Origin of the sequence: Micromonospora sp. WMMD710 (assembly GCF_029626045.1) — a bacterium.
Lineage (GTDB): Bacteria > Actinomycetota > Actinomycetes > Mycobacteriales > Micromonosporaceae > Micromonospora.
In genome coordinates this window covers 3,913,781-3,936,664 of sequence record NZ_JARUBD010000001.1, presented here as the reverse complement: position 1 = coordinate 3,936,664, position 22,884 = coordinate 3,913,781, and the positions used below count along the sequence as shown (strand labels likewise).

Sequence of the window (22,884 nt, the reverse complement as noted above, 5' to 3'; positions counted from 1 at the left end):
ATGGCCCGGTCACCACACATCCGTCTGCGCCGCCGCGGGGTGCTCGCCATCCCTGCCCTGGTGGCCGCCGCGCTGACCACCGTCGTCCGACCCACCCCGGCGAACGCCGCCCCGAAGGCCGAGTGCCTGGCCGACCTGCTCGGGGAGTCCTGATGGCCACGATTGGATGGCTCGTGGACGTGCTGCGCGCCGCCGGCGTCCAGGTCGTGGTCGAGGGGGACTGGCTCAACCGGATGCGCCCCGGCTCCTTCGACCCGATCGGGGTGCTCTGGCACCACACCGCCTCGACCTCCAGCGCCAGCAACCCGCACCCGGCGCTCGGCATCTGCATCAACGGCCGCTCCGACCTGCCCGGCCCGCTCTGCCAGGCGCTCGTCGACTACAACGGCGTCTTCCACGTCATCTCCGCCGGCCGCTGCAACCACGCCGGAGTCAGCGGCGGCAGCGGACCGATCCCCTCCGGGGACGGCAACACCCTCATGATCGGGTGGGAGATCGACTACAACGGCGTCAACCAGGAGATGACCGCCGCGCAGTACAACGCGTCGATCGCCGCCACCGCCGCCGTGCTCACCCGGCTCGGCCGGGACAGCAGCTACGCCCGGGGCCACCGGGAGACCAGCACCACCGGCAAGATCGACCCGTCCTTCATCGATCTGAACGTGATGCGCGCCGACGTCGCGGCGAAGATGGCCGGCGGCGGCACCGCGTGGTCGTCCACGGTCGACAACACCACCTCCGGACGGTTCACCGCCAGCGCCAACTGGGGCGTGTCGACGTTCTCCAGCCAGCGCTACGGCGCCGACTACCGGTACGCCGACCCGATCGCCGCGAGCGACCCCGCCTGGTATCGGTTCAACGTCCCGGCGACCGGCAACTACCGCGTCGAGGCGTGGTGGCCGACGAACAGCGGCTACAACAGCGCCACCCCGTACATCGTCGCCACCACCACGGGCAACAAGACGGTGTACGTGGACCAGCGGGTGACCGGCGGGCAGTGGCGCGTCCTCGGCACCTTCACCCTGCCGGCCGGGGACGCCAACCGGGTCGCGGTGAGCCGCTGGAGCAACGCGTCGGGCCTGGTCATCGCCGACGCCGTACGCCTCACCCGCGTCTGACCCCCGACGGCGCCCGTCCCGGCTTGATCGACTTGGGTTCCCTGAACTCGGGGTATCCCCATCGCGGGGATGCCCCGACTTCAAGGAACCCGAGTGGACCTCCTGAGTGGTGGGGGCGCGACCGAATGGTCACGCCCCCACGACAGCTCAGGTGCGGGAGCAGGTTGCCCCGTTCAGCGTGAAGCTGGTCGGGGACGAGTACGACCCGCTCAGCGTGCCCTGGTAGCCGAAGCTGGTCGTGCCGCCGGGTGCGATGGACCCGTTGTGACCCACGTTTCGGGCGGTCACCCCGGAGCCGCTCTGGCTCACCGTGGCGTTCCACGCGTTGGTGACCGCCTGCCCGCCGGGCAGGCTGTAGGTCATCGTCCACCCGTTGATCGCGCTGGAGCCGGTGTTGGTGATCTGCACGTCGGCGGTGAAGCCGTTGTTCCACGAGTTCGCCGTGTACTTCACCGCGCAGCTAGCGCCACCGCCCGGCGGCGGCGTGGTCGGCGGCGGCGTGGTCGGGTTGCCGCCACCGTTGACGGTGGCCGAGAACGACGTCACCGCGAGGCCGACGCCACCCTGCCAGGGCTCGAAGCCGGCCTGGATGCTGGTCAGGTACCACGAGTTGGTGATCGCGCCCCGGTTGCGGACGTCGTTGATGAAGTCCAGCACGCTGAAGTTCAGGCTGGAGATCGCCGACGGCGCGACGTAGGAGATGACATTGTTGGAGCCGTTGCTGCCCCGCCAGACCTCCCACGTCCGGCCGGCCAGGTTGGTGGTGCCGACGACCGAGCCGATGGGCTGGATCGGGCCCTGCCGGTTGAGCCAGATCATGATCTCCATCTGGTTCACCCCGTCCCGCTTGGGTGACGGGTCCAGCCAGATGTCGTACGACGCGTTGTAGGTGGCGCCGCTGACGTACCGGTAGCTGATGCTGCTGGTGGCGCTGCTGATCTGGGACACCTGGATCGGCAGGTTCGTGCCGGGGGAGCAGTTGGTGTAGTGACAACCGAAGAACACCGAGGGGTACGCGGTGGGTGCGCCGTTGGTCGGGCTGCTGCCGTTCAGGGTGGTGATCTCGAAGCCGTTGCTGGTGACGTTGATGCACTGCTGGGCCGTGGTGCCCCAGCGGTTGTTCTGCACGACGTACCGGCCCTGGATCACGGCCGAGCCGTACTGTTCGCAGATCTGGGTGTCGGCGGAGGCGTTGCCGCCGAGGGCGACGGCGACCAGCGAGCTGGCGACCAGCAGCCCGGCGGCGGCCAGGGCCCGAATCTTACGTTTCATGACACTCCTTGACTGCGGCGCGTGCCCGAGCGCCGGACGGGTCGGGGCATGGGTTCGGGGCAGATGCGGGAGCGCTCCCACGCTCAACGACACATTTACATGCCTGAAACTGCTGCGCAACCGTACGCGTCAAACTGGTGAATTGTGACGATTCCCACGGCCCCTCCGGACGGCTCTCGCCGTACGGCCAGCTAAGCGACGCGAGCCGCCGGCGAGCGTCGCCGGGCGGGCCGATCGACCCTGGTGTGCACCGATTGCTCCGAGTAGCGTGTTGCCTCCAACGCGTGCCGCTCCCCCTCCGGAGGCGTACACCACCATGGGTGGCTCCCCCCTGCGCATTCTCGTCGTCGGCGCGGGCATCGCCGGCCTGGCCGTCGCCCGGGCCCTGCACCTGGCGGGCTTCCGGCCGGACGTCACCGACAAGCTGCCACCGGGGGAGTCCACCGAGGCCGGCCTCTACCTGCCGGGCAACGCCGCCCGCGCGCTGCACCGGCTGGACCTGCACGATCCGGTCCGCCCGCTCGGGCAGGTGATCCGCCGGCAACGGTTCTTCGACGCCGCCGGCGCGCCGCTCTGCGAGGTCGACCTCGACGCCCTGTGGGCCGACGTCGGCGAGTGCCGGGCGCTGCCCCGGGCCGACCTGCACCGCGTGCTGCTCAGCGGCGCCGGCGGCGCCGTCCGCCACGGCGCCGAGGTCCGCACCCTGGACCTGCTGCCGGGCGCCGTCGGCGTCACCTTCACCGACGGCACCACCGGTGAGTACGACCTGGTCATCGGCGCCGACGGTCCGCGCTCCTCGGTCCGTGCCCTGGCCGCGCTCGGCGGGCCACCCCGGCCGGTCGGGCAGGTGGTCTACCGGGCCGTGCTGCGCGACGGCCCGCCGGTCACTGAGTGGACCGCGCTGCTCGGGCAGCGCTCCGGGTTCCTCATGGTGCCGATCGGCGGCGGCCGGCTGCACTGCTACGCCGACGAGGCCGGCACTGAGGCGCCCACCGACCCCCTCGCCCGGCTGCGTGAACTCTTCGCCAACTACCGGGGCCCGGTGCCCGAGGTGCTGGCGGGGCTCGACGCGGTGCACGTCGGGATCACCGACGAGGTGGAACTGGGCCGCTGGCATCGGGGGAGGGTGCTGCTCATCGGCGACGCCGCGCACGCCACCGCGCCCACGCTGTCCCAGGGCGCGGCGATGGCGCTGGAGGACGCCGTGGTGCTGGCCGAGTCGCTGCGCGCCGCCACCAGCGTGGACGCGGCCCTGGTGGCGTACGAGAGTCGTCGCCGTCCGCGTACCCGATGGGTGGCCGACCGGACCCGCGACCGCAACCGGACCAGGGACGTGCCGCCGGCGCTGCGCGACCCGTTGCTGCGCGGGCGCGGCGGCCGGATCTTCGGGGAGCACTACCGGCTGCTGCTCGGCCCGCTGTAGGCCCGTAGTAGATCGTGTCACGCCACCCCACGCGGCGCTGCGACCTGCCGGGGACTATCCTCCTTGCGGATGACGGCCCGCCGATAACCAGCGTGTGCCGAGCGGGACAACCGAGAACCGGAGGCCACTCGTGACCACCGTCGCACCCAAGCCGGTCGTGACCCGGCCCTGGCCGGTCCGGGAGCCGGTCAAGGGGTCGGCCATCGCGCGGCTGCTGCGTACCACGGACGCGAAGCAAATCGGGATCATGTACATGGTCACCGCGTTCGTGTTCTTCATGATCGGTGGCCTGATGGCCCTGGTCATGCGGGCTGAGCTGGCCCGACCCGGGCTGCAGTTCCTGTCGCCCGAGCAGTACAACCAGCTCTTCACGATGCACGGCACGATCATGTTGCTGTTCTTCGCGACGCCGATCGTGTTCGCCTTCGCGAACTACATCGTGCCGATTCAGATCGGCGCGCCCGACGTCTCCTTCCCCCGACTGAACAGCTTCGCCTACTGGCTGTACCTGTTCGGCGGCACGATGGCGACCGCCGGTTTCATCACCCCGGGTGGCGCCGCTGACTTCGGCTGGTTCGCGTACGCGCCGCTGAGCAGCGTCGAGCACTCGCCCGGCGTCGGCGCCAACATGTGGATCATGGGTCTGGCCATCTCCGGTCTGGGCACCATCCTCGGGGCGGTGAACATGATCACCACGGTGCTCACGCTGCGCGCGCCCGGCATGACCATGTTCCGGATGCCGATCTTCACGTGGAACATCCTGGTCACCAGCCTGCTGGTGATCCTGGTCTTCCCGCTGCTGGCCGCCGCGCTGTTCGCGCTCGCCGCGGACCGCATCCTCGGCGCGCACGTGTACGACCCCGCGACCGGTGGGCCGATGCTCTGGCAGCACCTGTTCTGGTTCTTCGGGCACCCCGAGGTGTACATCGTCGCGCTGCCGTTCTTCGGCATCATCAGCGAGGTCATCCCGGTCTTCTCCCGCAAGCCGATCTTCGGCTACAAGGGTCTGGTCGCCGCGACCGTCGCGATCGCCGCGCTCTCCATGAGCGTCTGGGCGCACCACATGTTCGCCACCGGCCAGGTGCTGCTGCCGTTCTTCAGCTTCCTGAGCTACCTGATCGCCGTGCCGACCGGTATGAAGTTCTTCAACTGGATCGGCACCATGTGGCGGGGCCAGATCAGCTTCGAGACGCCCATGCTCTGGGCGGTCGGCTTCCTGGTCACCTTCCTCTTCGGTGGTCTCACCGGTGTGCTGCTGGCCAGCCCGCCGATCGACTTCCACGTGTCGGACTCGTACTTCGTGGTGGCGCACTTCCACTACGTGCTCTTCGGCACGATCGTGTTCGCCGTGTTCGCCGGCATCTACTTCTGGTTCCCGAAGATGTTCGGCCGGATGCTCGACGAGCGCCTGGGCAAGGTGCACTTCTGGCTCACCATGATCGGCTTCCACACCACGTTCCTGGTGCAGCACTGGCTGGGCAACGAGGGCATGCCCCGCCGGTACGCCGACTACCTGCCCAGCGACGGCTTCACCACGCTGAACACGATCTCCACGATCGGCGCGTTCATCACCGGTATCTCCACGCTGCCGTTCATCTACAACTGCTGGAAGTCGTACAAGACCGGCCCCGTGGTCGAGGTGAACGACCCCTGGGGTCACGGCAACTCGCTGGAGTGGGCGACCAGCAGCCCGCCGCCGCTGCGCAACTTCGACCGGATGCCCCGGATCCGCTCCGAGCGGCCGGCGTTCGACGCGAAGTTCCCCGAGCTGGCCGCCGGCCAGAGCGTGGCCGGCCCGCCGGAGGGTGGCGCCAAGCCGCTCACCAGCGAGTCGGACGGTGGGGCCAGCTACAACGAGGACACCGCCAGCGACGTCGACCGGCACTGACGCACCGGCTGAGCCGTACAACGGGCGCCGCCCCCGGGACCACCGGGAGCGGCGCCCGTCGCCATGTCCGGCCCGCCCGTCCTCGGCCTGCCTGTTCGGCCTGCCTGTCCTCGGCCTGCCTGTCTTCGGCCTGACTTCGGCCTCGCGGCCCGGCCTCGCTGGCGGCCTGGCTTTGGGGGGCGGCCCGGCCTCGCGGCCTGGCTTTGGAGGGCGGCCCGGCCACGCGGCCTCGCGATATCCCGGGTTATGGGGCACCGACCAGCGATATACCTGATGCCTGTGAGTCATCAATATGACTCACAGGCATCAGGTTCATCGCGTGCGAGCCGCCACCGCCGCTGCCACCGCCGCCACCGCCACCACCGCCACCACCGCCGCCGATGCCGCTGCCGCCGCTGCCGCTGCCGCTGCCGCCGTCGACGACGCCGCCGCCGACGCCGCCGAGGTCGACGACGGTGCCGGTGCCGATCCGCACCTGGGCCGGCACTCCACCGCTGGGGCGGCGCCGCGTCGGTCGGTTCGCTGCGGTCGGGGCGCCAACGGCGTGCCGCATTCCGGTGTGCGGCTTACCGCACCCTCAGCGGGTTGCCGTGGCCAGGTCCGCCTCGACGGGCGCGGGCAGATCGGCGTCGTTGCGGCGGCGACGGAGCTCGATCGGCAGCACCACGAGGGTGACCAGCGCGCCGAGCGCACCGGTCACCACGAAACCCCACAGCGGCGCGCTGGCGTCGATCACCGCGCCGGCGAGTGGAGCGCCGACCGCGATGCCGACGGTGACCGCGGAGCCGTGTAGGCCCATCGCCTCACCGCGTACCTCGGCCGGGACGAGCCGGCTGACGGCGTCGGAGGAGGCCGCGATGGTCGGCGCGCAGAGCGCCCCGGCCGGGAGCAGAGCCAGGCAGAGCAGCCACCAGTGCGCGCCGCCCAGCCCGACCGGGATGGTGCACAGGGCGAGCGCCGCGGTCAGCGCCAGCGGGGAGAACGAGCGGTGCACAGCCCCGTAGGCGAAGCCGCCGACCAGCGACGCGACCGCCCAGATGGCCAGCACCGCGCCGGTCCAGCTGACCTCACCACTGGCCCGCAGTACGGCGACCACCGCGACGTCGGTGCCGCCGAGCACCAGGGTGGCGGCGGTGCTGAGCGCCAGCACGGCGAACAGCCGGGGCGTCAGCCACTCGCGGCGGGGCACCCGACGCTGCGGCCCGGGGGTCTCGGCAGCCTCCCGGATCGGGGGATTGACCAGCCACAGCGCGATTCCGGCGGCGACGATGCCGCCGCCGACCAGATACATGGTGGTCTGAGCGGAGATCGCGGTGACCAGGGCCACGGCCAGCGCCGGGCCGATCATGAAGGACAGCTCGACCGACATCGAGTCCAACGCGTACGCCGGCCGTCGCTGGTCCTCCGGGACCAGCGCGGCGATCGACTGGCGGACCACCGTGAAGATCGGCAGGGCCAACGAGCCGGCCACGAAGGCGGCCGGCAGCAGCAGGGCGTACGGCAGTGCGGGCGCAGTGGACCAGAACACCGCCTCGGCGATCCCGGTGAGCACCAGGACCGGCCGCAGACCACGCCGGTCCACCAGGCGACCGAGCAGCGGACCACCGATCGCCGCGCCCACCGTGATGGCCGCGCCGACCAGACCCGCCGCGCCGTAGCCGCGGTCGAGGTCGAGCACCACGTGGAAGGTCAGCGTCACCCCGGTCGCGGTGAGCGGGATGCGGGCGAGGACGGCGACCAGCAGCAGCGACCGCAGGCCGGGCAGGGCGAGCGCTGTCCGGTAAGGCTTCATGTTCACGTCGGTCCGTACCTCCGGCGACATCTTCGACCGGCGACGGCCCGATGACCAACGAATTACCGCCTCATGCGGCCCTGATCACAGGATCCCCGTGCATCGTCACCCCCGCGCCCTCCATCGCCCGCAGGGCCACGTCGGTGGTCTCCGGGGCGACGGCGGCGGTCAGCTCGAGCAGCACGGTGGTCGCGAAGCCCTCCCGGGCGGCGTCCAGCGCGGTCGCCCGGACGCAGTGGTCGGTCGCGATGCCGACCAGGTCGACCCGGTCCACGTCGTGGCGGCGCAGCCAGTCGGCCAGGCACTCGCCGTCGTCGGCGTGCCCCTCGAACCCGGAGTACGCCGCCGCGTGCTCGCCCTTGTGAAAGATCGCCTCGACCCGGCCGGTGTCCAGGTCGGGGTGGAACTCCGACCCGGTGGTGCCGACCACGCAGTGCCGGGGCCAGGACTCCACGAAGTCCGGCGGATCGCCGAAGTGCGCGCCCGGGTCGACGTGATAGTCCTTGGTGGCGACCACGTGCGCCCACCGGTCCGGCTCGGCGGCGAGCAGACGGGAGATGCCGGCGGCCACCCCGGCGCCGCCCGCGACGGCCAGTGAGCCGCCCTCGCAGAAGTCGTTCTGCACGTCCACGATGATCAGCGCGTTGGCCATCGGGTCTCCCTCTCAGGTCGGGCCGGCGGTCGGCTCAGCTGGCAGGTACGACGGTGACCGGCACGGCCGGGTCGCCGGCGGAGAGCTTCAACCCCTCCCACGGGATGGAGATCAGGCACTCCCGCAGGTGCTCCCGTGACTGGTCGAGGGTCGGCAGGGCCATCGGCTCGCCGTCGACCACGTACGAGCGCTGGAGCATCCGGTCGTTGGGCTGCCGGTCCGGCACGCCCTGCGGAACGATGATCTCGTCGGTGGCGGTGCCGGTCGGCTTGTGCCGGCGGACGGCCACCTTCCGGCCGCCGATGGTCGCCTTGTGTTCGGACCGCTTCACCACGGGCCGGCCGTCGACCTCGACGAGCTTGTAGACCAGCCCGGCTGTCGGTGCCCCGGAGCCGGTGACGACGGCCGTACCGGCGCCGTACATGTCGACCGGTTCGGCGGCCAGCGCGGCGATCGAGTACTCGTCGAGGTCACCCGAGACGATGATCTTGGTCTCGGTGGCGCCCAGCGAGTCCAGCAACTCCCGGGACTGCTGGGCGATGACCGCCAGGTCACCCGAGTCGATGCGGACCGCCCGCAGCTCCGGCCCGGCCACCGCGATCGCGTTGCGGATGCCCTGGCTGATGTCGTACGTGTCGACCAGCAGCGTGGTGTCCTTGCCCAGCGTGGCCACCTGCGACGCGAAGGCGGCCCGCTCGTCGTCGTGCAGCAGCGTGAACGCGTGCGCCGCCGTACCCGCCGTGGGGATGCCGTAGCGCGCGCCCGCGGCGAGGTTGGAGGTGAACCGGAACCCGGCCAGGTACGCGGCCCGCGCCGCGGCCACCGCGGACTCCTCGTGCGCCCGACGCGACCCCATCTCGATCAGCGCCCGACCACGCGCCGCGGTCACCATCCGGGCTGCCGCGGCCGCCACCGCGCTGTCGTGGTTGAGCACCGACAGCGCCAGCGTCTCCAGCACCACGCACTCGGCGAAGCCGCCGGAGACGGTGAGGATCGGCGAGCCGGGGAAGAACAGCTCACCCTCGGCGTACCCGTCGATGTCGCCGGTGAAGCGGTAGTCGGCGAGCCAGGCCGCCGCCGTCTCGTCGACCACCCCGGTCCGGCGCAGGAAGTCGATCTCCGCCTCGTCGAACCGGAAGTCACGGATCAGCTCGATCAGCCGGGCCGTGCCGGCGACCACGCCGTAGCGGCGGCCGGACGGCAGTCGACGGGTGAAGACCTCGAAGACGCAGCGGCGGTCGGCGGTGCCGTCCTTCAGTGCCGCGCTGACCATGGTCAGCTCGTAGTGGTCGGTCAGCAGCGCGGGGCGGAGGGTGCTCACCGCCCCAGCCTAAGGTTCAGCCCGCCGCGCCGCCCTCGTGGCCCGGGATCGACCGCAGCGCCGCCCACAGCTCGGCCCGGCCGGTCACGCCCAACTTGGTGTAGATCCGCTGGAGGTGGTTTTCCACCGTGCGTGCCGAGAGGTAGAGCCGCTCGGCGATGGCCCGGCTGGGTGCGCCGTGCGCGGCGAGGCGGGCCACCTCCCACTCCCGGTCGGTGAGCACCGGCACCCCGGCGTACAGCGCCGGCGTACGGACCAGGTCGCAGCGGCCGAGCAGACCCGCCAGGCGCTCCCGGGCGTCGTTCGCCGCGGTCGAGTGCTGCCGGCGCAGCCGCTGCACGGCCTGGGCGGTGGCCTCGGCGGCGTACACGGTCAACTCGAGTGCGGCGTAGTCGTCGGCGACCGCCAGCAGATCCGTGGCGGAGTCGGTCGCCGCGGCCCGGGCGTGCCGGGCCAGCAGTGGCGGCAGCACCCCGTCGACCCGTTCGGACAACTCGGCGAGCCGCTGCGCGACCGTACGCCGGCCGCCGTCGGAGCAGGTGGGTCCGACCGGCATGCTCGCCTGGTCGAGCCGCACCAGATCGTGCAGGACGTGCACCTCGTGCCCGGAGAAGTCGTCCGCGCGCAGCCGGTCCACCAGGTCGCCGAGGTGCTTGACCGCACCGGGCAGGTCGCCGGACACGGCGAGCGTCGCGCCGCGGGCCTGCTCCAGCCACGGGTAGAGCACCGCCATGCCCGGCGCGTGGGTGCGGTCCGCCTCGGCCATCGCGGCGGCGGCCTGCGCCGCGTCCCCGCGCAGCGCCGCCGACTGGGCCCGCTCGGCCTGCGCCAGTCCGGCGTAGACCCGGCTGGTGGCCAGCACCGCGCAGGCGCCCAACGACGTCCGCATCGCCGCGTCGCTCTGCCCGCGCAGGCGGGCCGCGTACGCCTGGAGGATGGCCAGGTAGCCGGTGCCGAGCCGGAAGTCGCCGGCGCCCGCGAGGTCGGCGAACTCGTCGGCCACGATCGCGTCGATCCCGGCCAGGTCGCCGGTGAGCATGAGCCGGGTGCCCCGGGCCAGCTCCAGGGCCAGTTGCAGGTACGGCATGTCGGTGCGCCAACTGGCCGCGGCGGAGTGCACCTGCGCGATGGCGGCGCCGCTGCGGGTCAGTTGGCCCTGCGCGGCCTGGACGTACGCGATGGTGGAGCGGGCCAGCTCGCGGGCGGCCACGCCGGCCGCCGGCCGGTCCAGTACCCGCTGGCTGAGGCGTACGGCGGCGGTCGTGTCGAGCCGGTGCAGACGCATGATCGCCTCGAACGCGTGCACCCGGGCCCGGTCGGCCGAGTCGCTGAGCTGCTCGGCACGACTCGCGATGTCCTCCACCGTGGATTCCTGGCTCAGCCCCCAGTAGCTGACCATCCCCCGGACCGTCAGCCAGCGGCAGAGCCGCCGGTCGTCGCCCGGCTCCGGGGTCACCGCGTCGAGGACGTCGATGGCCTCCTCCGGACGGTCGGCGAACATCAGGATGGTGGCCAGCAGCTCGGCCGCGTCGGAGCCGCCGTCGGCGTTCAGCGCGGCGCGGGCCAGCCGGGTCGCCAGCGGCACGTCGTAGCGGGTGAACGCCTGCACCGCGGCGTCCACCAGCAGGGCCGGGTCCTGTGCGGTGCCCGAGTCCAGGCGCCAGACGGCCACCCGCAGGAGGTCGTCGCGGCGGCGCTTGCCGACCTGCTCCAGCAACTCCGCGAGGCGGGCCTGGAGTCGGCGGGTGCGGCTGACCGGGCAGCGCCGCCGCAGCACCTCGCCGTAGAGCGGATGGGCCAGCCGGACGTTGGTGCGCCGGTCGTGCTGCACCACGGTGATCAGGCCGCGTTCCTCGGCCATCTCCACGTCCGCCTGCTCGGCGGCCTGGTTGAGCAGGTGCAGGCCGAGCGGCTCGCCGAAGGCGACCAGTTCACCGACGGCGCGGACGCCGTCGGTGAGCTGCCCGACCCGGGTGTCGATCAGGTCGGTCAGGTTGGGTGCCAGCTCCAGCCGCCCGGTCCATTTCCAGATCCCGTACGTGCGCTTGAGCTCCTCGCTGCCGTTGGCGGCGTGCACCAGCTCGCGCAGCAGCAGCGGGTTGCCGGCCGAGAGGCGGCCGAGCCGGTCGGCGGAGCCGGCGTCGACCGGACCGCCCAGGATCTCCGCCAGCAGGCCGGCGGTCTCCGCCGGCGGCATCGGGGTCAGCTCGACGTGCTCGACCAGGTCGTCGGTCCACAGTGCACGGATTGGCAGGGGGATCTGCTCGCCGTCGCGCAGGGTGCCGACCACGGTGGCGTTCTCCGCGCGGGCGACCAGGTGCACCAGTGCCGCGGACGGCGGGTCGAGCAGGTGCGCGTCGTCGATGGCGAGGACGATCCGTCGGCCGGCGGCCTGCTGTTGCAGCACGTCCAGTGCCCACCGCAGGATGCCGGCGGGGGAGAGGCCCTGCGGCTGCTCGGCGGGGAGGACCTGCACCAGCCCGCCGAACGGCAGCGCGGCGGTGGTGGCACTCGCCGCGATGGACCAGATCGCGTACCGGTCGGTGGGCAGCGTGGCCATGCCCTCGCGCAGCAGCCGGCTCTTGCCGATGCCGGCGCTGCCGCTGAAGAAGAGCCCACGCCCGGCCTCGCCGGTCACCGCCGCCAGTAGGCGGTTGAGCTCGTCGGTGCGGCCGACGAACTTCCAGCGACTCATTCGCGCAGCATATCCATCGAGTCCGGTCCGCGCCCGTACCGTCACGCACCGAAGTTGAGTAATCTCGCAATTACCGGTGAGTATCCGAAGTGTTCCGCCCGGTGACCAGGGCACACGTACTCTTCCGGCATCCGGGTACCGTCACCGGAATTTCCACGCGACCGGGTTCCCCGGTCACCTGCCATGGGAGGCCACCCGATGAAGCAGGGCCCTCTCCCCTCGGTCGACTCGTCCGACGACATGACCGGCCACACCGATCTACCCAGCTGCGGCCCCCTGCCCACCCCCATCGGCGTGACCGGCCCCGCTCCCAGTGAGCCGCTCGGTGTGATCGCCGTCGGCCCGGCCGGCGCCGAGCGGCGTACCGTGCTCGCCTCCCTGCTCGGGCTCGACCCGCTGATGCTCACCGTCCCGGCGGGCAGTTGGTTGGTGGTCCGGCACGCCAAGGTGCCGACCCGGGCCGCGTTCGTGCCCGGCTACCGGCAGCCCTACTCGTACGGAGCGGACCGGGACGCCGCCGGCCCGGCGCTGGCCCGTCCGCCCCGACGGGTCGAGTTGAGCGTGTCGGAGCCCCTGTTGCGGCACTTCACGCTGATCGACACACCCGACACGGGCGCGCTCGGTGTCGCCGGCGCCCGGGTGCTGCTGGACGCGGTCGGCCGGGCCGGCGCGCTGCTCTTCGTGATCGCGGCGGACCAGGCGTTCACCGCCGCCGAGCTGAACCTGCTCGCCGAGGTCGCCCCGGCAGCGGTCGAGGTCACCTTCGCGGTCACTCCGGGCTCGGCGGGTTGGGGTCCCGCGGCCGACGGCGCGGCGACGACGGAGGACGCGGGGGCGTCCGTCCCGCCCGCCGGTGGACGGCCGGGCGAGGTGACCCCGGTCGAGGTGACCGTGGCGGCGCACCGGGCGGCGCTGCTGGCCGCCGTGCCGGCGTTGGCCGGCGCGCGCTGGTTCCCGGTCGAGGACGCCAACTCCGCGGCCGACCTGCGCCGGGCGCTGGTGGGCTGGTCGGCGGACGAAGGGTTGCACCGCACGAGCGCCGATCCGCCGGTGCTGCCCGGCCAGCACGACCGGGTGGCCGTCGTGGCCGACCCGGGAGACTGGTCCGAGCGGCTCGACCGGCAGACCCGCTCCTGCTCGCAGCGGATCCGTCAGCACCTCGCACTGGAGTTGGCCAACATCCACCTACGGGCGGTTCAGGAGATCGTCTTCGGGGTCGGCTGCGCCGGCCTGCCCGATCTCCTGGACCGGGAGATGGCCGCGCTGTCGCTGTTGGCCACCGCGCAGTGCGACCACGCGGTGCGGGGCATCGTGGCGGACGCGACGGCCCGGGTGCTCGGCGCGCCACCGGCCGAGGGCGTACGCCGCCGGATCGCCACCGCCATCCAGTACGGCCTCGCCGATCACCGCAACGGCCGCGATCTGGACCGGGTGCTCCTGATCACCAGCACGGCCGGGGTTGCCAACCTGACCGGCACGGACGCGATCGACGCGCTCGCCAGCTATCCGACGGCGTCCCGCGACGAGGTGCTCCCGCCGGTCGCGGTAGCGCTCTCCGGTGGCTGCTGGCAGCAGTGGCGTACGCCCGGCAACGACGACCACAACGCCGCGCGGGCCTGGTCGCAGCGGGCGTTGCGGGAGGTCGAGCTGGGGTTGTCCCGGGAGGTGTCCCGGCGGTTCGAGGTGATCCGCCTCTCGCTGGGCGCGGTGCTCTCCGATGCAGTCGACCACGGCATCCTGCTCGCCTGACGGCGTGGTCGCCTCCCCCTCCGGGCTCGCATCGCCCCTCGCGTCGGACGACGTCCGGGGCGGCTCGGGCGCGGCCGGAGTGGGCGATCCTCGCTCGCCCGGCGTTCCGGTTCCTCGGTTCCGGGAAACCGGTGGCACGATGGGGGGCATGGCGGCTCCACAGGTTGCACCGGTCGAGACGCCGGACACTGACGACGTGCCGGCGGCTGACCGGCAATGGGTGACGATCGTGTGGGACGACCCGGTCAACCTGATGACGTACGTGACCTGGGTCTTCCAGAAGCTCTTCGGCTACAGCCGGGAGAGGGCCGAGCAGCTCATGCTGGACGTGCACCACAAGGGCCGGGCCGTGGTCTCCACGGGTGCCCGGGAGCGGATGGAGCACGACGCGTCGCAGCTGCACGCGTACGGCCTGTGGGCGACGGTGGATCGCTCGTGAGCATGTTCCGTCGCCAGGCCGGCCGTTACGTCGCCACCTTCGCCGTCGACGAGGTGCGGGTGCTGCGCAAGGTGGCCAACGAGGTGGTCGGCCTGTTGACCGATGGCTTCGACCACACCGATCCGGTGGTCGGTCGGCTCTTTCCCGCCGTCTACCCGAAGGACGCGGCCGACTCGGCCGAGTTCCGCCGCTACACCGAGGGTGACCTGAAGACTGCCAAGATCGATCAGGCGGGTGCGATCCTGGCCGCGCTGCCCGACGACGCCGGTGGCGAGGTGCGGCTGGACGCGGAGGCGGCCGAGGCGTGGCTGCGGGCGTTGAACGACGCCCGGCTCGCGATGGGTGTCCGGCTGGAGATCAAGGACGGCACGGACCTCGGCGAGGAGTTGGACGACGCGGTCACCGAGGATCCGGGTTCCAGTCGGGTGTTCCAGCTGTCGGTCTACGCGTACCTCGGTTATCTGCAGGAGTCGCTGCTCAACGCCTTGATCGACTAGGCGTGACCGGCACCACTTCAGGCGCTGTCCGGCAGGCGTTAGGCTGGTGGACGTGCTGAGCATCGACCGGTCGATCATCGACGCGATCGTCGCCCACGCGCGCCGGGACCACCCCGACGAGGCGTGCGGCGTCGTCGCCGGTGCCGTCGGCAGCGACACCCCGACCCGGCACATCCCGATGGACAATGCCGCGCGGTCGATGACCTTCTACGAGTTCGACTCGATGGAGCAGTTGCGCGTCTGGCGGGACATGGACGACCGCGACGAGGAACCCGTGGTCATCTACCACTCGCACACCGCCACTGAGGCGTACCCGTCGCGGACCGACGTCTCCTTCGCCGGCGAGCCGGGCGCGCACTACCTGCTCGTCTCGACCCGCGAGCCGGACTCGGAGGAGATCCGGTCGTTCCGGATCGTCGACGGGGTGGTGACCGAGGAGCCGGTCCGGATCGTGGAGGCCGGCGTCGACCCGCACGCCGTCCAGTCGTACATGTTCGGGCAGAGCCCGGCGACGGTCGACTACGAGTGTTCCGGTCGCTGACCCGTCAGCGTCCGCACCCGTTTCGTCCCGTCACCGTAGGCACATCCGAGCGAGGAGCACGACATCATGGCCATTGAGGTTCGCATCCCCACCATCCTGCGCAGCTACACCGGCGGCGCCAAGGTCGTCGACGGCGCCGGCGACACCCTGGGCGACCTGCTCGTCGACCTGGACTCCCGGCACGCCGGGCTGCGTGGCCGGCTGGTCACCGAGGCCGGCGCGCTGCACCGCTTCGTCAACGTGTACGTCAACGACGAGGACGTCCGCTTCCTCGGCGCCCTGGACGCCAAGCTCTCCGACGGTGACAGTGTCACCATCCTGCCGGCGGTGGCCGGCGGCGCGTTCGGCTTCGCGGCGGCAGCCGCGATCAGCTCGCACAGCGCGGCGGCAGCCGCGACCAGCTCGCACAGCGCGGCGGCAGCCGCGATCAGCTCGCACAGCGCGGCGGCAGCCGCGACCAGCTCGCACAGCGCGGCGGCAGCCGCGACCAGCCAGCGCAGCGCCGCAGCTGCGGCCCGCTGAGGGCGGCCGCCATGGCGCGGTACGACAGCCTGCTCGACGCGTGCGGCGGCACGCCGCTGGTCGGTCTGCCCCGGCTCTCGCCGACGGTGCCCGACGGCGCTCCACCGGTGCGGCTGTGGGCCAAGTTGGAGGATCGGAACCCCACCGGCAGCATCAAGGACCGGGCCGCGCTGTTCATGGTCCGCGCCGCCGAGGAGGCCGGTCGGCTCCGGACGGGTGACACCATCCTCGAGCCGACCAGCGGCAACACCGGCATCTCGCTGGCCATGGTGGCAAAGTTGCGCGGCTACCGGCTGGTCTGTGTGATGCCGGAGAACGTCTCGACCGAGCGGGTCCAGCTGCTCCGGATGTACGGCGCCGAGATCATCTTCTCGCCGGCGGCCGGGGGTTCCAACCAGGCTGTCGCCACCGCCAAGCAGATCTCCGCCGAGCATCCGGACTGGGTGATGCTCTACCAGTACGGCAACGAGGCCAACGCCCGGGCGCACTACGAGACGACCGGGCCGGAGCTGCTGCACGACCTGCCCACCATCACGCACTTCGTGGCCGGGCTGGGCACCACGGGCACCCTGATGGGCACCGGCCGTTACCTGCGGGAGAAGGTCGACGGCATCCAGGTCGTGGCCGCCGAGCCGCGCTACGGCGAGGTGGTCTACGGGCTGCGCAACATCGACGAGGGGTACGTGCCGGAGCTGTACGACGCGTCGGTGCTCTCCCGGCGTTTCTCGGTGGGCACCCGGGACGCGGTGCTGCGCACCCGGCAGCTCGTCGAGGTGGAGGGCATCTTCGCCGGGTTCTCCACCGGCGCGATCCTGCATGCCGCGCTCGCGGTGGCGCACGAGGCGGTCCGCGACGGCCGTCGCGCCGACGTGGCGTTCGTGGTCTGCGACGGTGGCTGGAAGTACCTGTCCACCGGCGCGTACGGCGGCACCCTCGCGGACGCCGAGGACGCCCTGGAGGGGCAGCTCTGGGCGTGACCGGAATGGTCGTTGTGTACGGGCCGTCGATGCGCGCGTCGACGGCCCGTAGGCTGCCCGGCGCGCCGTGAGCGGGTGTCACGTTCGTGACAACTTCCAGTGGATGATTCTTGCCGCCAGGCACCCGGGCGTAGGCTGCGCAGCGTGGCGTACGCGTCGGTAGAGATCATGGCTGGAGCGATGGCCGACTCGGATGCTACTGACAGTGATAGCGAGACAACCCGATGCGACTGACCGTCCTGGGTTGCGCCGGCAGTTTTCCCGGCCCCGAGTCCCCGTGCTCGGCCTACCTCGTCGAGGCCGACGGCTTCCGGCTCCTGGTCGACTTCGGTTCGGGGTCGATGTCCAGCCTCCAGCGGTACGCGGGGCTGCACGCCCCGGACGCGATCCTGCTGACCCACCTGCACTGCGATCACATCCTCGACGCCGTGACGTACGTGGTGGTCCGCCGGTACGCCCCGGGAGGCCCCCACCCGGCGCTGCCGGTGTACGCGCCCGCCGGCGCACCGGACCGGCTCAGTGCCGCGTACCACGACGACGGCACCATCGACGACGTCTACCAGTTCTACGCGCTTGAGCCGGGCACCTTCCCGATCGGCCCGTTCACGGTCACCGTCGACCGGGTCAACCATCCCGTCGAGACGTACGGGGTGCGCCTGGAGCACAACGGCCGGTCGCTGTGCTACTCGTCGGACACCGCGCCCTGCGACGCGTTGCTGCGGCTGGCCCAGAACGCCGACGTCTTCCTGTGCGAGGCGAGCTTCCTCGACGGGGTGGACAATCCGCCGGATCTGCACCTGACGGGCCGGGAGGCCGGTGAGACGGCGACGAAGGCGATGGTGGGTCGGCTGCTGCTCACCCACCTGGTGGCCGCGTGGGGCAGCGAGGCGCACACGTTGGATTCGGCCGCCGCCGCGTACACCGGCCCGCTCGAGGTGGTCCGGGCCGGCGCGAGCTACGACATCTGACCCGGCGCGTCCCGGTCCGTCGGGGCGGCCGGCGGTGTTGTGCCGAACTGTTCGCCGGCCGGTCAGCGGACCGTCGTCTGCCGCACCCATGGCACCCGCACGGTGTGGGCATGCGGATCGCCATCGTGACCGAGTCGTTCCCGCCGGATGTGAACGGCGTCGCGCACTCCGTGGTGCGTACGGCGGAGCATCTACTCGCCCGGGGCCACGAGCCGGTCGTCATCGCACCCTCCCCGCCTGGGGCCGGACGGCAGGACATCGAGCGGATGCCGTACCCGGTGGTGCGCATCCCCAGCGTGCCGTTGCCGCGTTACCAGGGCTTCCGGCTGGGCGTGCCGACCACCACCCGGTTGTCCGGGGCGCTGCTGTCGGCCGCACCGGACGTCGTCCACCTGGCCAGCCCGTTCATCCTCGGTGCGCGGGCGGCCACGCTGGCCAGCCGGCACGGGCTGCCCACCGTGGCGGTGTACCAGACCGACGTCGCCGCGTACGCCCGGGCGTACCGGGTGAGCTGGGGTGAGGCGGCGGCGTGGCGACGGATCCGGGAGATCCACAATTCGGCGCACCGGACCCTCGCCCCGTCCACCCGGGCCGCCGCCGACCTGATCGCCAACGGGGTGCAGCGGATCTGGTTGTGGGGTCGGGGTGTGGACGCCGTCCGGTTCGATCCGGCGAAACGCTGCGCGGCGCTGCGGCAACGGCTGGCGCCCGGCGGTGAGCTGCTGGTCGGCTACGTCGGCCGGCTCGCTCCGGAGAAGCGGGTGGACCTGCTGGCGGCGACATCCCGGCTGCCGGGCGTGCGGGTGGTGGTGGCCGGTGACGGCCCGGCCCGCCGCCAGTTGGCCCGGACGCTGCCCGGGGTGAGCTTTCTGGGCGTGCAGCACGGCGAGGACCTGGCCCGGCTCTACGCCAGCCTGGACGTGTTCGTGCACACCGGGCCGCACGAGACGTTCGGCCAGACCCTCCAGGAGGCGCTGGCCTCCGGGGTGCCGGTGGTGGCGCCGGCCAGCGGCGGTCCGCTCGACCTGGTCGACGAGGGCGTCACCGGGCTGCTGGTGCCGCCGAACGACGGCGACGCGCTGGCCGCGGCGGTGGCCGACCTGGCCGGCGACGCCGACCGGCGGCGGGCGTACGGCCTGGCCGCCCGGGCCGCGGTCAGCCGGCGCAGCTGGGCCGCCGTCGGCGACGAGCTGATCGGGCACTACCACGCGGTACGGGCCTCGACCGCCACCGTCGGCCTGCCGGCCGCCTCATGACCGGCACGGCCCGCGGACTGCGGATCGTGCGGCTCGCCAACTTCGTGACCGCCCGCTCCGGTGGTCTGCGCACGGCGTTGCGCCACCTCGGCGAGGGGTACCGGGCCGCCGGGCACGATCCGGTGCTGGTGGTGCCCGGCGAACGGGCCGCCGACGAGTCGTACCCGTGGGGGCGGGTGGTCACCCTGCCCGGTCCGGAGCTGCCGGGCAGCGGCGGTTACCGGCTGTTGGCCGGCCGCCGCCGGTTGACCCGCCTGCTCGCCGAGCTGGCCCCGGACCGGCTGGAGGTCTCGGACCGGTCGTCGCTGCGCTGGACGGGACGGTGGGCGCGGGAGCACGGGGTGCCGTCGGTGATGGTGTCGCACGAGTCGTTGACCGGGCTGCTCGGCCAGTGGGGCGTTCCGCACCTGGTGCGCCGGGCGACCGCCGACCGGCTCAACCGGGCGACCAGCCGGGCGTACGACCGGATCGTCTGCACGACCCGGTGGGCGGCCGAGGAGTTCGACCGGGTCGGCGCCGGCAACGTGGACCTGGTGCCGCTCGGGGTGGACCTGGACACCTTCCACCCGGACCGGGCCGAGCCACGGCTGCGGGAACGCTACGCCGACACCACGGAGCTGCTGCTGGTGCACTGTGCCCGGCTGTCCCCGGAGAAGCGGCCGGAGCTGGCCGTGCAGGCCCTCGCCGAGCTGCGGCGCGCGGGCGTACCGGCGGTCCTGGTGATGGCCGGGGACGGTCCACTGCGCGCCGCGCTGGCCCGGCAGGCCGCCGGGCTTCCGGTCACGTTCACCGGCTTCCTGCCCGACCGCGCGGCGGTGGCCGCGCTGCTGGCGAGCGCCGACGTCGTGCTCGCCCCCGGCCCGGTGGAGACCTTCGGCCTGGCCGGGCTGGAGGCGTTGGCCTGCGGTACCCCGGTGGTGGTCAACGCGGCCAGCGCCCTGCCCGAGGTGGTCGGCGCCGCGGGCGTCGCCGCCTACGGCTCGGCGACGTCGATGGCGCAGGCGGTGACCCGCCTGGCGGCCCGGCCGGAGACGCAGCGGCGGCGGGCCGCCCGGGAGCGGGCCGAGGAGTTCGGCTGGCCGGCGGCGGTCGCCGGATTCCTCCGGGTGCACGACGCGGACGCTGGTCGGGACACCCGGGCGGAGGTGGATCACCGCACCGCATAGGGTGCAGGCATGGCGCGACCTGACGGGCGAGGGCCCGATCAACTTCGACCGGTGACCCTGACCCGTGGCTGGAGCACCCACCCGGAGGGCTCGGTGCTCGTCGAGTTCGGCGGCACCCGGGTGCTCTGCACGGCGAGCGTCACCGAGGGGGTGCCCCGCTGGCGCAAGGGCTCCGGGCTCGGCTGGGTGACCGCCGAGTACGCGATGCTGCCCCGAGCCACCAACACCCGCTCCGATCGGGAGAGCGTCAAGGGCCGGGTCGGTGGCCGTACCCACGAGATCTCCCGCCTGATCGGCCGCAGCCTGCGGGCCTGCATCGACCTCAAGGCGCTCGGCGAGAACTCGGTGGTGCTCGACTGCGACGTGCTCCAGGCCGACGGCGGCACCCGCACGGCAGCGATCACCGGCGCGTACGTCGCGCTGCACGACGCGGTGGGCTGGCTGGCCGCCCGCAAGGCCCTCGCCGGCAAGCCGGAGAAGGTCATGCACCGGTCGGTGGCGGCGGTCAGCGTCGGCATCATCGCCGGCGAGGCCCGCCTCGACCTCTGCTACGAGGAGGACGTCGCCGCCGAGGTCGACATGAACGTGGTGTGCACCGGCGCGGGTGACTTCGTCGAGGTGCAGGGCACCGGTGAGGCGGGCGTGTTCGCCCGTGACCAGCTCGACAGCCTGCTCGACCTGGCCGTGGCCGGGTGCGCCGAGTTGGCCGAAGCCCAGCGGAAGGCTCTCTCGTGAACAAGGTCCTGCTGGCCACGCGTAACCGCAAGAAGCTGGTCGAACTCCAGCGGATCCTGGACGGCGCGCTCGGCGCGCACCGGGTCGCCCTGCTCGGCCTGGACGACGTCGAGCAGTACGCGGAACTGCCGGAGACCGGCCTGACCTTCGGCGAGAACGCGCTGATCAAAGCGCGGGAGGGCTGCCGGCAGAGCGGGCTGCCCACCATCGCCGACGACTCCGGTCTCGCGGTGGACGCGCTCAACGGCATGCCCGGCGTGTTCAGCGCCCGCTGGTCCGGTAAGCACGGCGACGACCAGGCCAACCTCCAACTGGTGCTGGACCAGATCGCCGACGTGCCGGACGAGCAGCGGGCGGCCTCGTTCGTCTGCACGGTCGCTCTCGTGCTGCCCGGCGGCAAGGAACACCTCGTCGACGGCCGGCAGTCCGGGCGGGTGCTGCGCGCCCCGCGCGGTGACGGTGGGTTCGGCTACGACCCGATCTTCCTGGGCGACGGGCAGGACCGGACCAACGCCGAGCTGACCCCGGCCGAGAAGGACGCGATCAGCCACCGGGGCAAGGCGCTGCGCGAGCTCGCCAAGCTGGTCGCCAAGGTGCTGCCGCCCGCCGCCTAGCCAACACGGGGGCGGGTCGGCTGTCACCAGCGCTTCGTCACGAGGTCACCGCCCAGCTCGTCGATCGGTACGCGGTCCTCCGTCGCCAGCACGGTGAGCATTCGCTCGGCCTCGGCGATGGTGGCGATCCGGCCGGTCGAGGTGGACCCCGCCGTGTTCAGCTCTTCCAGCCACAGCCCATCGCGCTCCCAGGCGACCTGCACGCAGCCACCGGAGCGGCCGAAGGCGGTCAGGAAGTCCCTACTCAGTGGCCGCATCGCGCGGAGCAGGAGGCATGCCTCGACCGCGTCCAGAGGCACGTCCTTATGGATGCCACCGCGGTACTGTTAGGTCGCCTCAAGAAAATCGGGCGGGGCCGGCAGGGCGACCGTCGGCACCGACCCGCCGGTCAACCGACAGATCAGATTCATGCCGTCGTACCGGCCGACGGTCAGCTCCCGCCCGCCCTGCTCCGGGTACGCGCCCACCAGGACGTCCCCCTCCCGCCGAACGAGGACGGAGGCTTCCTCGTGGGCCAGCCGGATCCGCACGCCGGCAGGCAACCAGGGCAGGTGCAGGGCGGCGAGCCGGGCGGCCGACGACAGCCCTTCGGTTGGGGCGAACACCCCCGTCCACCGGTTCAGCAGCTCCACGTCGATGTCCACGTCGTCGTCGACTGTGGGGGGCAGCGCGGCCAGCCGGCCGACCCGGCGTCGCTGCCAGGTCAGCGAGACCTTGATCCGGGTGCCGGTGTGGCCATCCCAGTGCACCGTCAACCCTTCGGCGCGCAGCGCCGCCGCGATCTCCTCACCGACGTCGACCGTCGCGGGCTGCCCCAGGAGGCCGTACGTCAGGTACACCCCGGAGCCGTCGACACCGCGCTCGGCATCCTGCTGGTGATAGAACGCGTACCCCCGTGCCGTGCGCCCACGCGGCACCTCTTCGCCGATCTCGGCAACGCCGCAGTTCTGGCAGCAGCTGAAGTTCTCCCGGGCCACCAGCCCAGCGGCCGAGAGCGTCCGGAACGCCGCGGTGAGCCGGTCGTTGTCGGTGACCTCCGGCCACTGCGCCTGGAAGGTGAGGTGCGCGGCCAACTCCTCGGTCACGACAGGCCAGGCGCGGGCCTCGACCTCCGCCGGGTTCGCCTCGCCGTGCAGGTACTCCATCGTCTGGGCGACGATCGCCGCCGCCGGCAACTCGGCCAGCGCCGCCTGGCGGCGGACGAAATCCCGGATCTGCTCGTCGAGCCCCGGCTCCTCGATCTCCACGGCGGCGAACCT

Annotated in this window: 22 protein-coding genes and 1 pseudogene; 15 read left to right on the top strand and 8 right to left on the bottom strand. The window is 72.4% G+C overall.

Features of this window, described 5'->3' with window-relative positions; translation table 11 throughout:
* Together O7620_RS18085 and O7620_RS18080 are read left to right on the top strand one after the other, a co-directional pair.
* Entirely contained in the window at positions 1 to 153 is a 153-nt protein-coding gene (locus O7620_RS18085; RefSeq protein ID WP_192580069.1) for a hypothetical protein, read from the top strand.
* The gene (locus O7620_RS18080; protein WP_278123966.1) at positions 153 to 1,118 is read left to right on the top strand and encodes an N-acetylmuramoyl-L-alanine amidase; all 966 of its coding nucleotides are present in this window, start codon (positions 153 to 155) and stop codon (positions 1,116 to 1,118) included. The genes O7620_RS18085 and O7620_RS18080 overlap by 1 nt, the downstream gene beginning before the upstream one ends.
* Before the next feature lie 147 nt (positions 1,119 to 1,265).
* On the opposite strand, the gene O7620_RS18075 is transcribed toward O7620_RS18080, so the two are convergent.
* Positions 1,266 to 2,390 carry a cellulose binding domain-containing protein gene (locus O7620_RS18075; RefSeq protein WP_278123965.1) on the bottom strand — a complete coding sequence of 375 codons (1,125 nt, stop codon included), beginning with the start codon at positions 2,388 to 2,390 and terminating at the stop codon, positions 1,266 to 1,268.
* Between the two features lie 316 nt (positions 2,391 to 2,706).
* Between O7620_RS18075 and O7620_RS18070 the strand changes: the two genes are divergently transcribed.
* Positions 2,707 to 3,813 (top strand): FAD-dependent monooxygenase, encoded by a 1,107-nt coding sequence (locus O7620_RS18070; protein ID WP_278123964.1) that lies wholly within the window; start codon positions 2,707 to 2,709, stop codon positions 3,811 to 3,813.
* Between the two features lie 130 nt (positions 3,814 to 3,943).
* Positions 3,944 to 5,701: a cytochrome c oxidase subunit I gene (gene ctaD, locus O7620_RS18065; RefSeq protein ID WP_278123963.1), complete on the top strand. Its 1,758-nt coding sequence runs from the start codon at positions 3,944 to 3,946 to the stop codon at positions 5,699 to 5,701.
* Positions 5,702 to 5,945: 244 nt separating this feature from the next.
* On the opposite strand, the gene O7620_RS18060 is transcribed toward ctaD, so the two are convergent.
* The 5 genes from O7620_RS18060 to O7620_RS18040 form a co-directional block, all read right to left on the bottom strand.
* Positions 5,946 to 6,176, bottom strand: a complete 231-nt coding sequence (locus O7620_RS18060; protein WP_278123962.1) for a hypothetical protein — start codon at positions 6,174 to 6,176, stop codon at positions 5,946 to 5,948.
* Between the two features lie 102 nt (positions 6,177 to 6,278).
* Positions 6,279 to 7,523, bottom strand: a complete 1,245-nt coding sequence (locus O7620_RS18055; protein WP_278123960.1) for an MFS transporter — start codon at positions 7,521 to 7,523, stop codon at positions 6,279 to 6,281.
* 40 nt (positions 7,524 to 7,563) lie between these two features.
* Positions 7,564 to 8,145, bottom strand: coding sequence for an isochorismatase family protein (locus tag O7620_RS18050; RefSeq protein ID WP_278123959.1), 582 nt, complete (start codon positions 8,143 to 8,145; stop codon positions 7,564 to 7,566).
* Between the two features lie 34 nt (positions 8,146 to 8,179).
* Entirely contained in the window at positions 8,180 to 9,466 is a 1,287-nt protein-coding gene (locus tag O7620_RS18045) for a nicotinate phosphoribosyltransferase (RefSeq protein WP_278123958.1), read from the bottom strand.
* Positions 9,467 to 9,482: 16 nt separating this feature from the next.
* Positions 9,483 to 12,161 (bottom strand): LuxR family transcriptional regulator, encoded by a 2,679-nt coding sequence (locus O7620_RS18040; RefSeq protein WP_278123956.1) that lies wholly within the window; start codon positions 12,159 to 12,161, stop codon positions 9,483 to 9,485.
* A gap of 198 nt (positions 12,162 to 12,359) precedes the next feature.
* On the opposite strand from O7620_RS18040, the gene O7620_RS18035 reads away from it, so the two are divergent.
* The 11 genes and pseudogenes from O7620_RS18035 (at position 12,360) to rdgB (ending at position 21,625) form a co-directional block, all read left to right on the top strand.
* Positions 12,360 to 13,910, top strand: a complete 1,551-nt coding sequence (locus O7620_RS18035) for a hypothetical protein (protein ID WP_278123954.1) — start codon at positions 12,360 to 12,362, stop codon at positions 13,908 to 13,910.
* A gap of 148 nt (positions 13,911 to 14,058) precedes the next feature.
* Positions 14,059 to 14,349 (top strand): ATP-dependent Clp protease adapter ClpS, encoded by a 291-nt coding sequence (gene clpS / locus O7620_RS18030; protein ID WP_151487547.1) that lies wholly within the window; start codon positions 14,059 to 14,061, stop codon positions 14,347 to 14,349.
* Positions 14,350 to 14,351: 2 nt separating this feature from the next.
* A complete protein-coding gene (locus O7620_RS18025; protein ID WP_192580082.1) occupies positions 14,352 to 14,846 on the top strand; it encodes a DUF2017 domain-containing protein in 495 nt (164 codons plus the stop codon).
* Positions 14,847 to 14,898: 52 nt separating this feature from the next.
* Entirely contained in the window at positions 14,899 to 15,387 is a 489-nt protein-coding gene (locus O7620_RS18020; protein ID WP_151487545.1) for a M67 family metallopeptidase, read from the top strand.
* 66 nt (positions 15,388 to 15,453) lie between these two features.
* Positions 15,454 to 15,753, top strand: a pseudogene (locus O7620_RS18015) (MoaD/ThiS family protein); the annotation flags it as partial.
* A 167-nt stretch (positions 15,754 to 15,920) separates the two neighbouring features.
* The gene (locus O7620_RS18010) at positions 15,921 to 16,886 is read left to right on the top strand and encodes a cysteine synthase (protein ID WP_278123953.1); all 966 of its coding nucleotides are present in this window, start codon (positions 15,921 to 15,923) and stop codon (positions 16,884 to 16,886) included.
* Between the two features lie 224 nt (positions 16,887 to 17,110).
* Positions 17,111 to 17,854, top strand: a complete 744-nt coding sequence (locus O7620_RS18005; RefSeq protein WP_278123952.1) for an MBL fold metallo-hydrolase — start codon at positions 17,111 to 17,113, stop codon at positions 17,852 to 17,854.
* Positions 17,855 to 17,964: 110 nt separating this feature from the next.
* A complete protein-coding gene (locus O7620_RS18000) occupies positions 17,965 to 19,110 on the top strand; it encodes a glycosyltransferase family 1 protein (protein ID WP_278123950.1) in 1,146 nt (381 codons plus the stop codon).
* Positions 19,107 to 20,276, top strand: coding sequence for a glycosyltransferase (locus tag O7620_RS17995; RefSeq protein ID WP_278123949.1), 1,170 nt, complete (start codon positions 19,107 to 19,109; stop codon positions 20,274 to 20,276). The genes O7620_RS18000 and O7620_RS17995 overlap by 4 nt, the downstream gene beginning before the upstream one ends.
* Before the next feature lie 9 nt (positions 20,277 to 20,285).
* On the top strand, positions 20,286 to 21,011 hold the full coding sequence (rph, locus tag O7620_RS17990) for a ribonuclease PH (RefSeq protein WP_278123948.1): 726 nt from the start codon (positions 20,286 to 20,288) through the stop codon (positions 21,009 to 21,011).
* Positions 21,008 to 21,625, top strand: coding sequence for an RdgB/HAM1 family non-canonical purine NTP pyrophosphatase (rdgB, locus tag O7620_RS17985; protein WP_278123947.1), 618 nt, complete (start codon positions 21,008 to 21,010; stop codon positions 21,623 to 21,625). Before rph ends, rdgB begins: the two co-directional genes overlap by 4 nt.
* Before the next feature lie 23 nt (positions 21,626 to 21,648).
* Here rdgB and O7620_RS17980 read toward each other — a convergent pair whose 3' ends face one another.
* Together O7620_RS17980 and O7620_RS17975 are read right to left on the bottom strand one after the other, a co-directional pair.
* Entirely contained in the window at positions 21,649 to 21,924 is a 276-nt protein-coding gene (locus O7620_RS17980; RefSeq protein ID WP_278123946.1) for a hypothetical protein, read from the bottom strand.
* A 27-nt stretch (positions 21,925 to 21,951) separates the two neighbouring features.
* A complete protein-coding gene (locus O7620_RS17975) occupies positions 21,952 to 22,872 on the bottom strand; it encodes a hypothetical protein (protein WP_278123945.1) in 921 nt (306 codons plus the stop codon).
* Between the last annotated feature and the right edge of the window lie 12 nt (positions 22,873 to 22,884).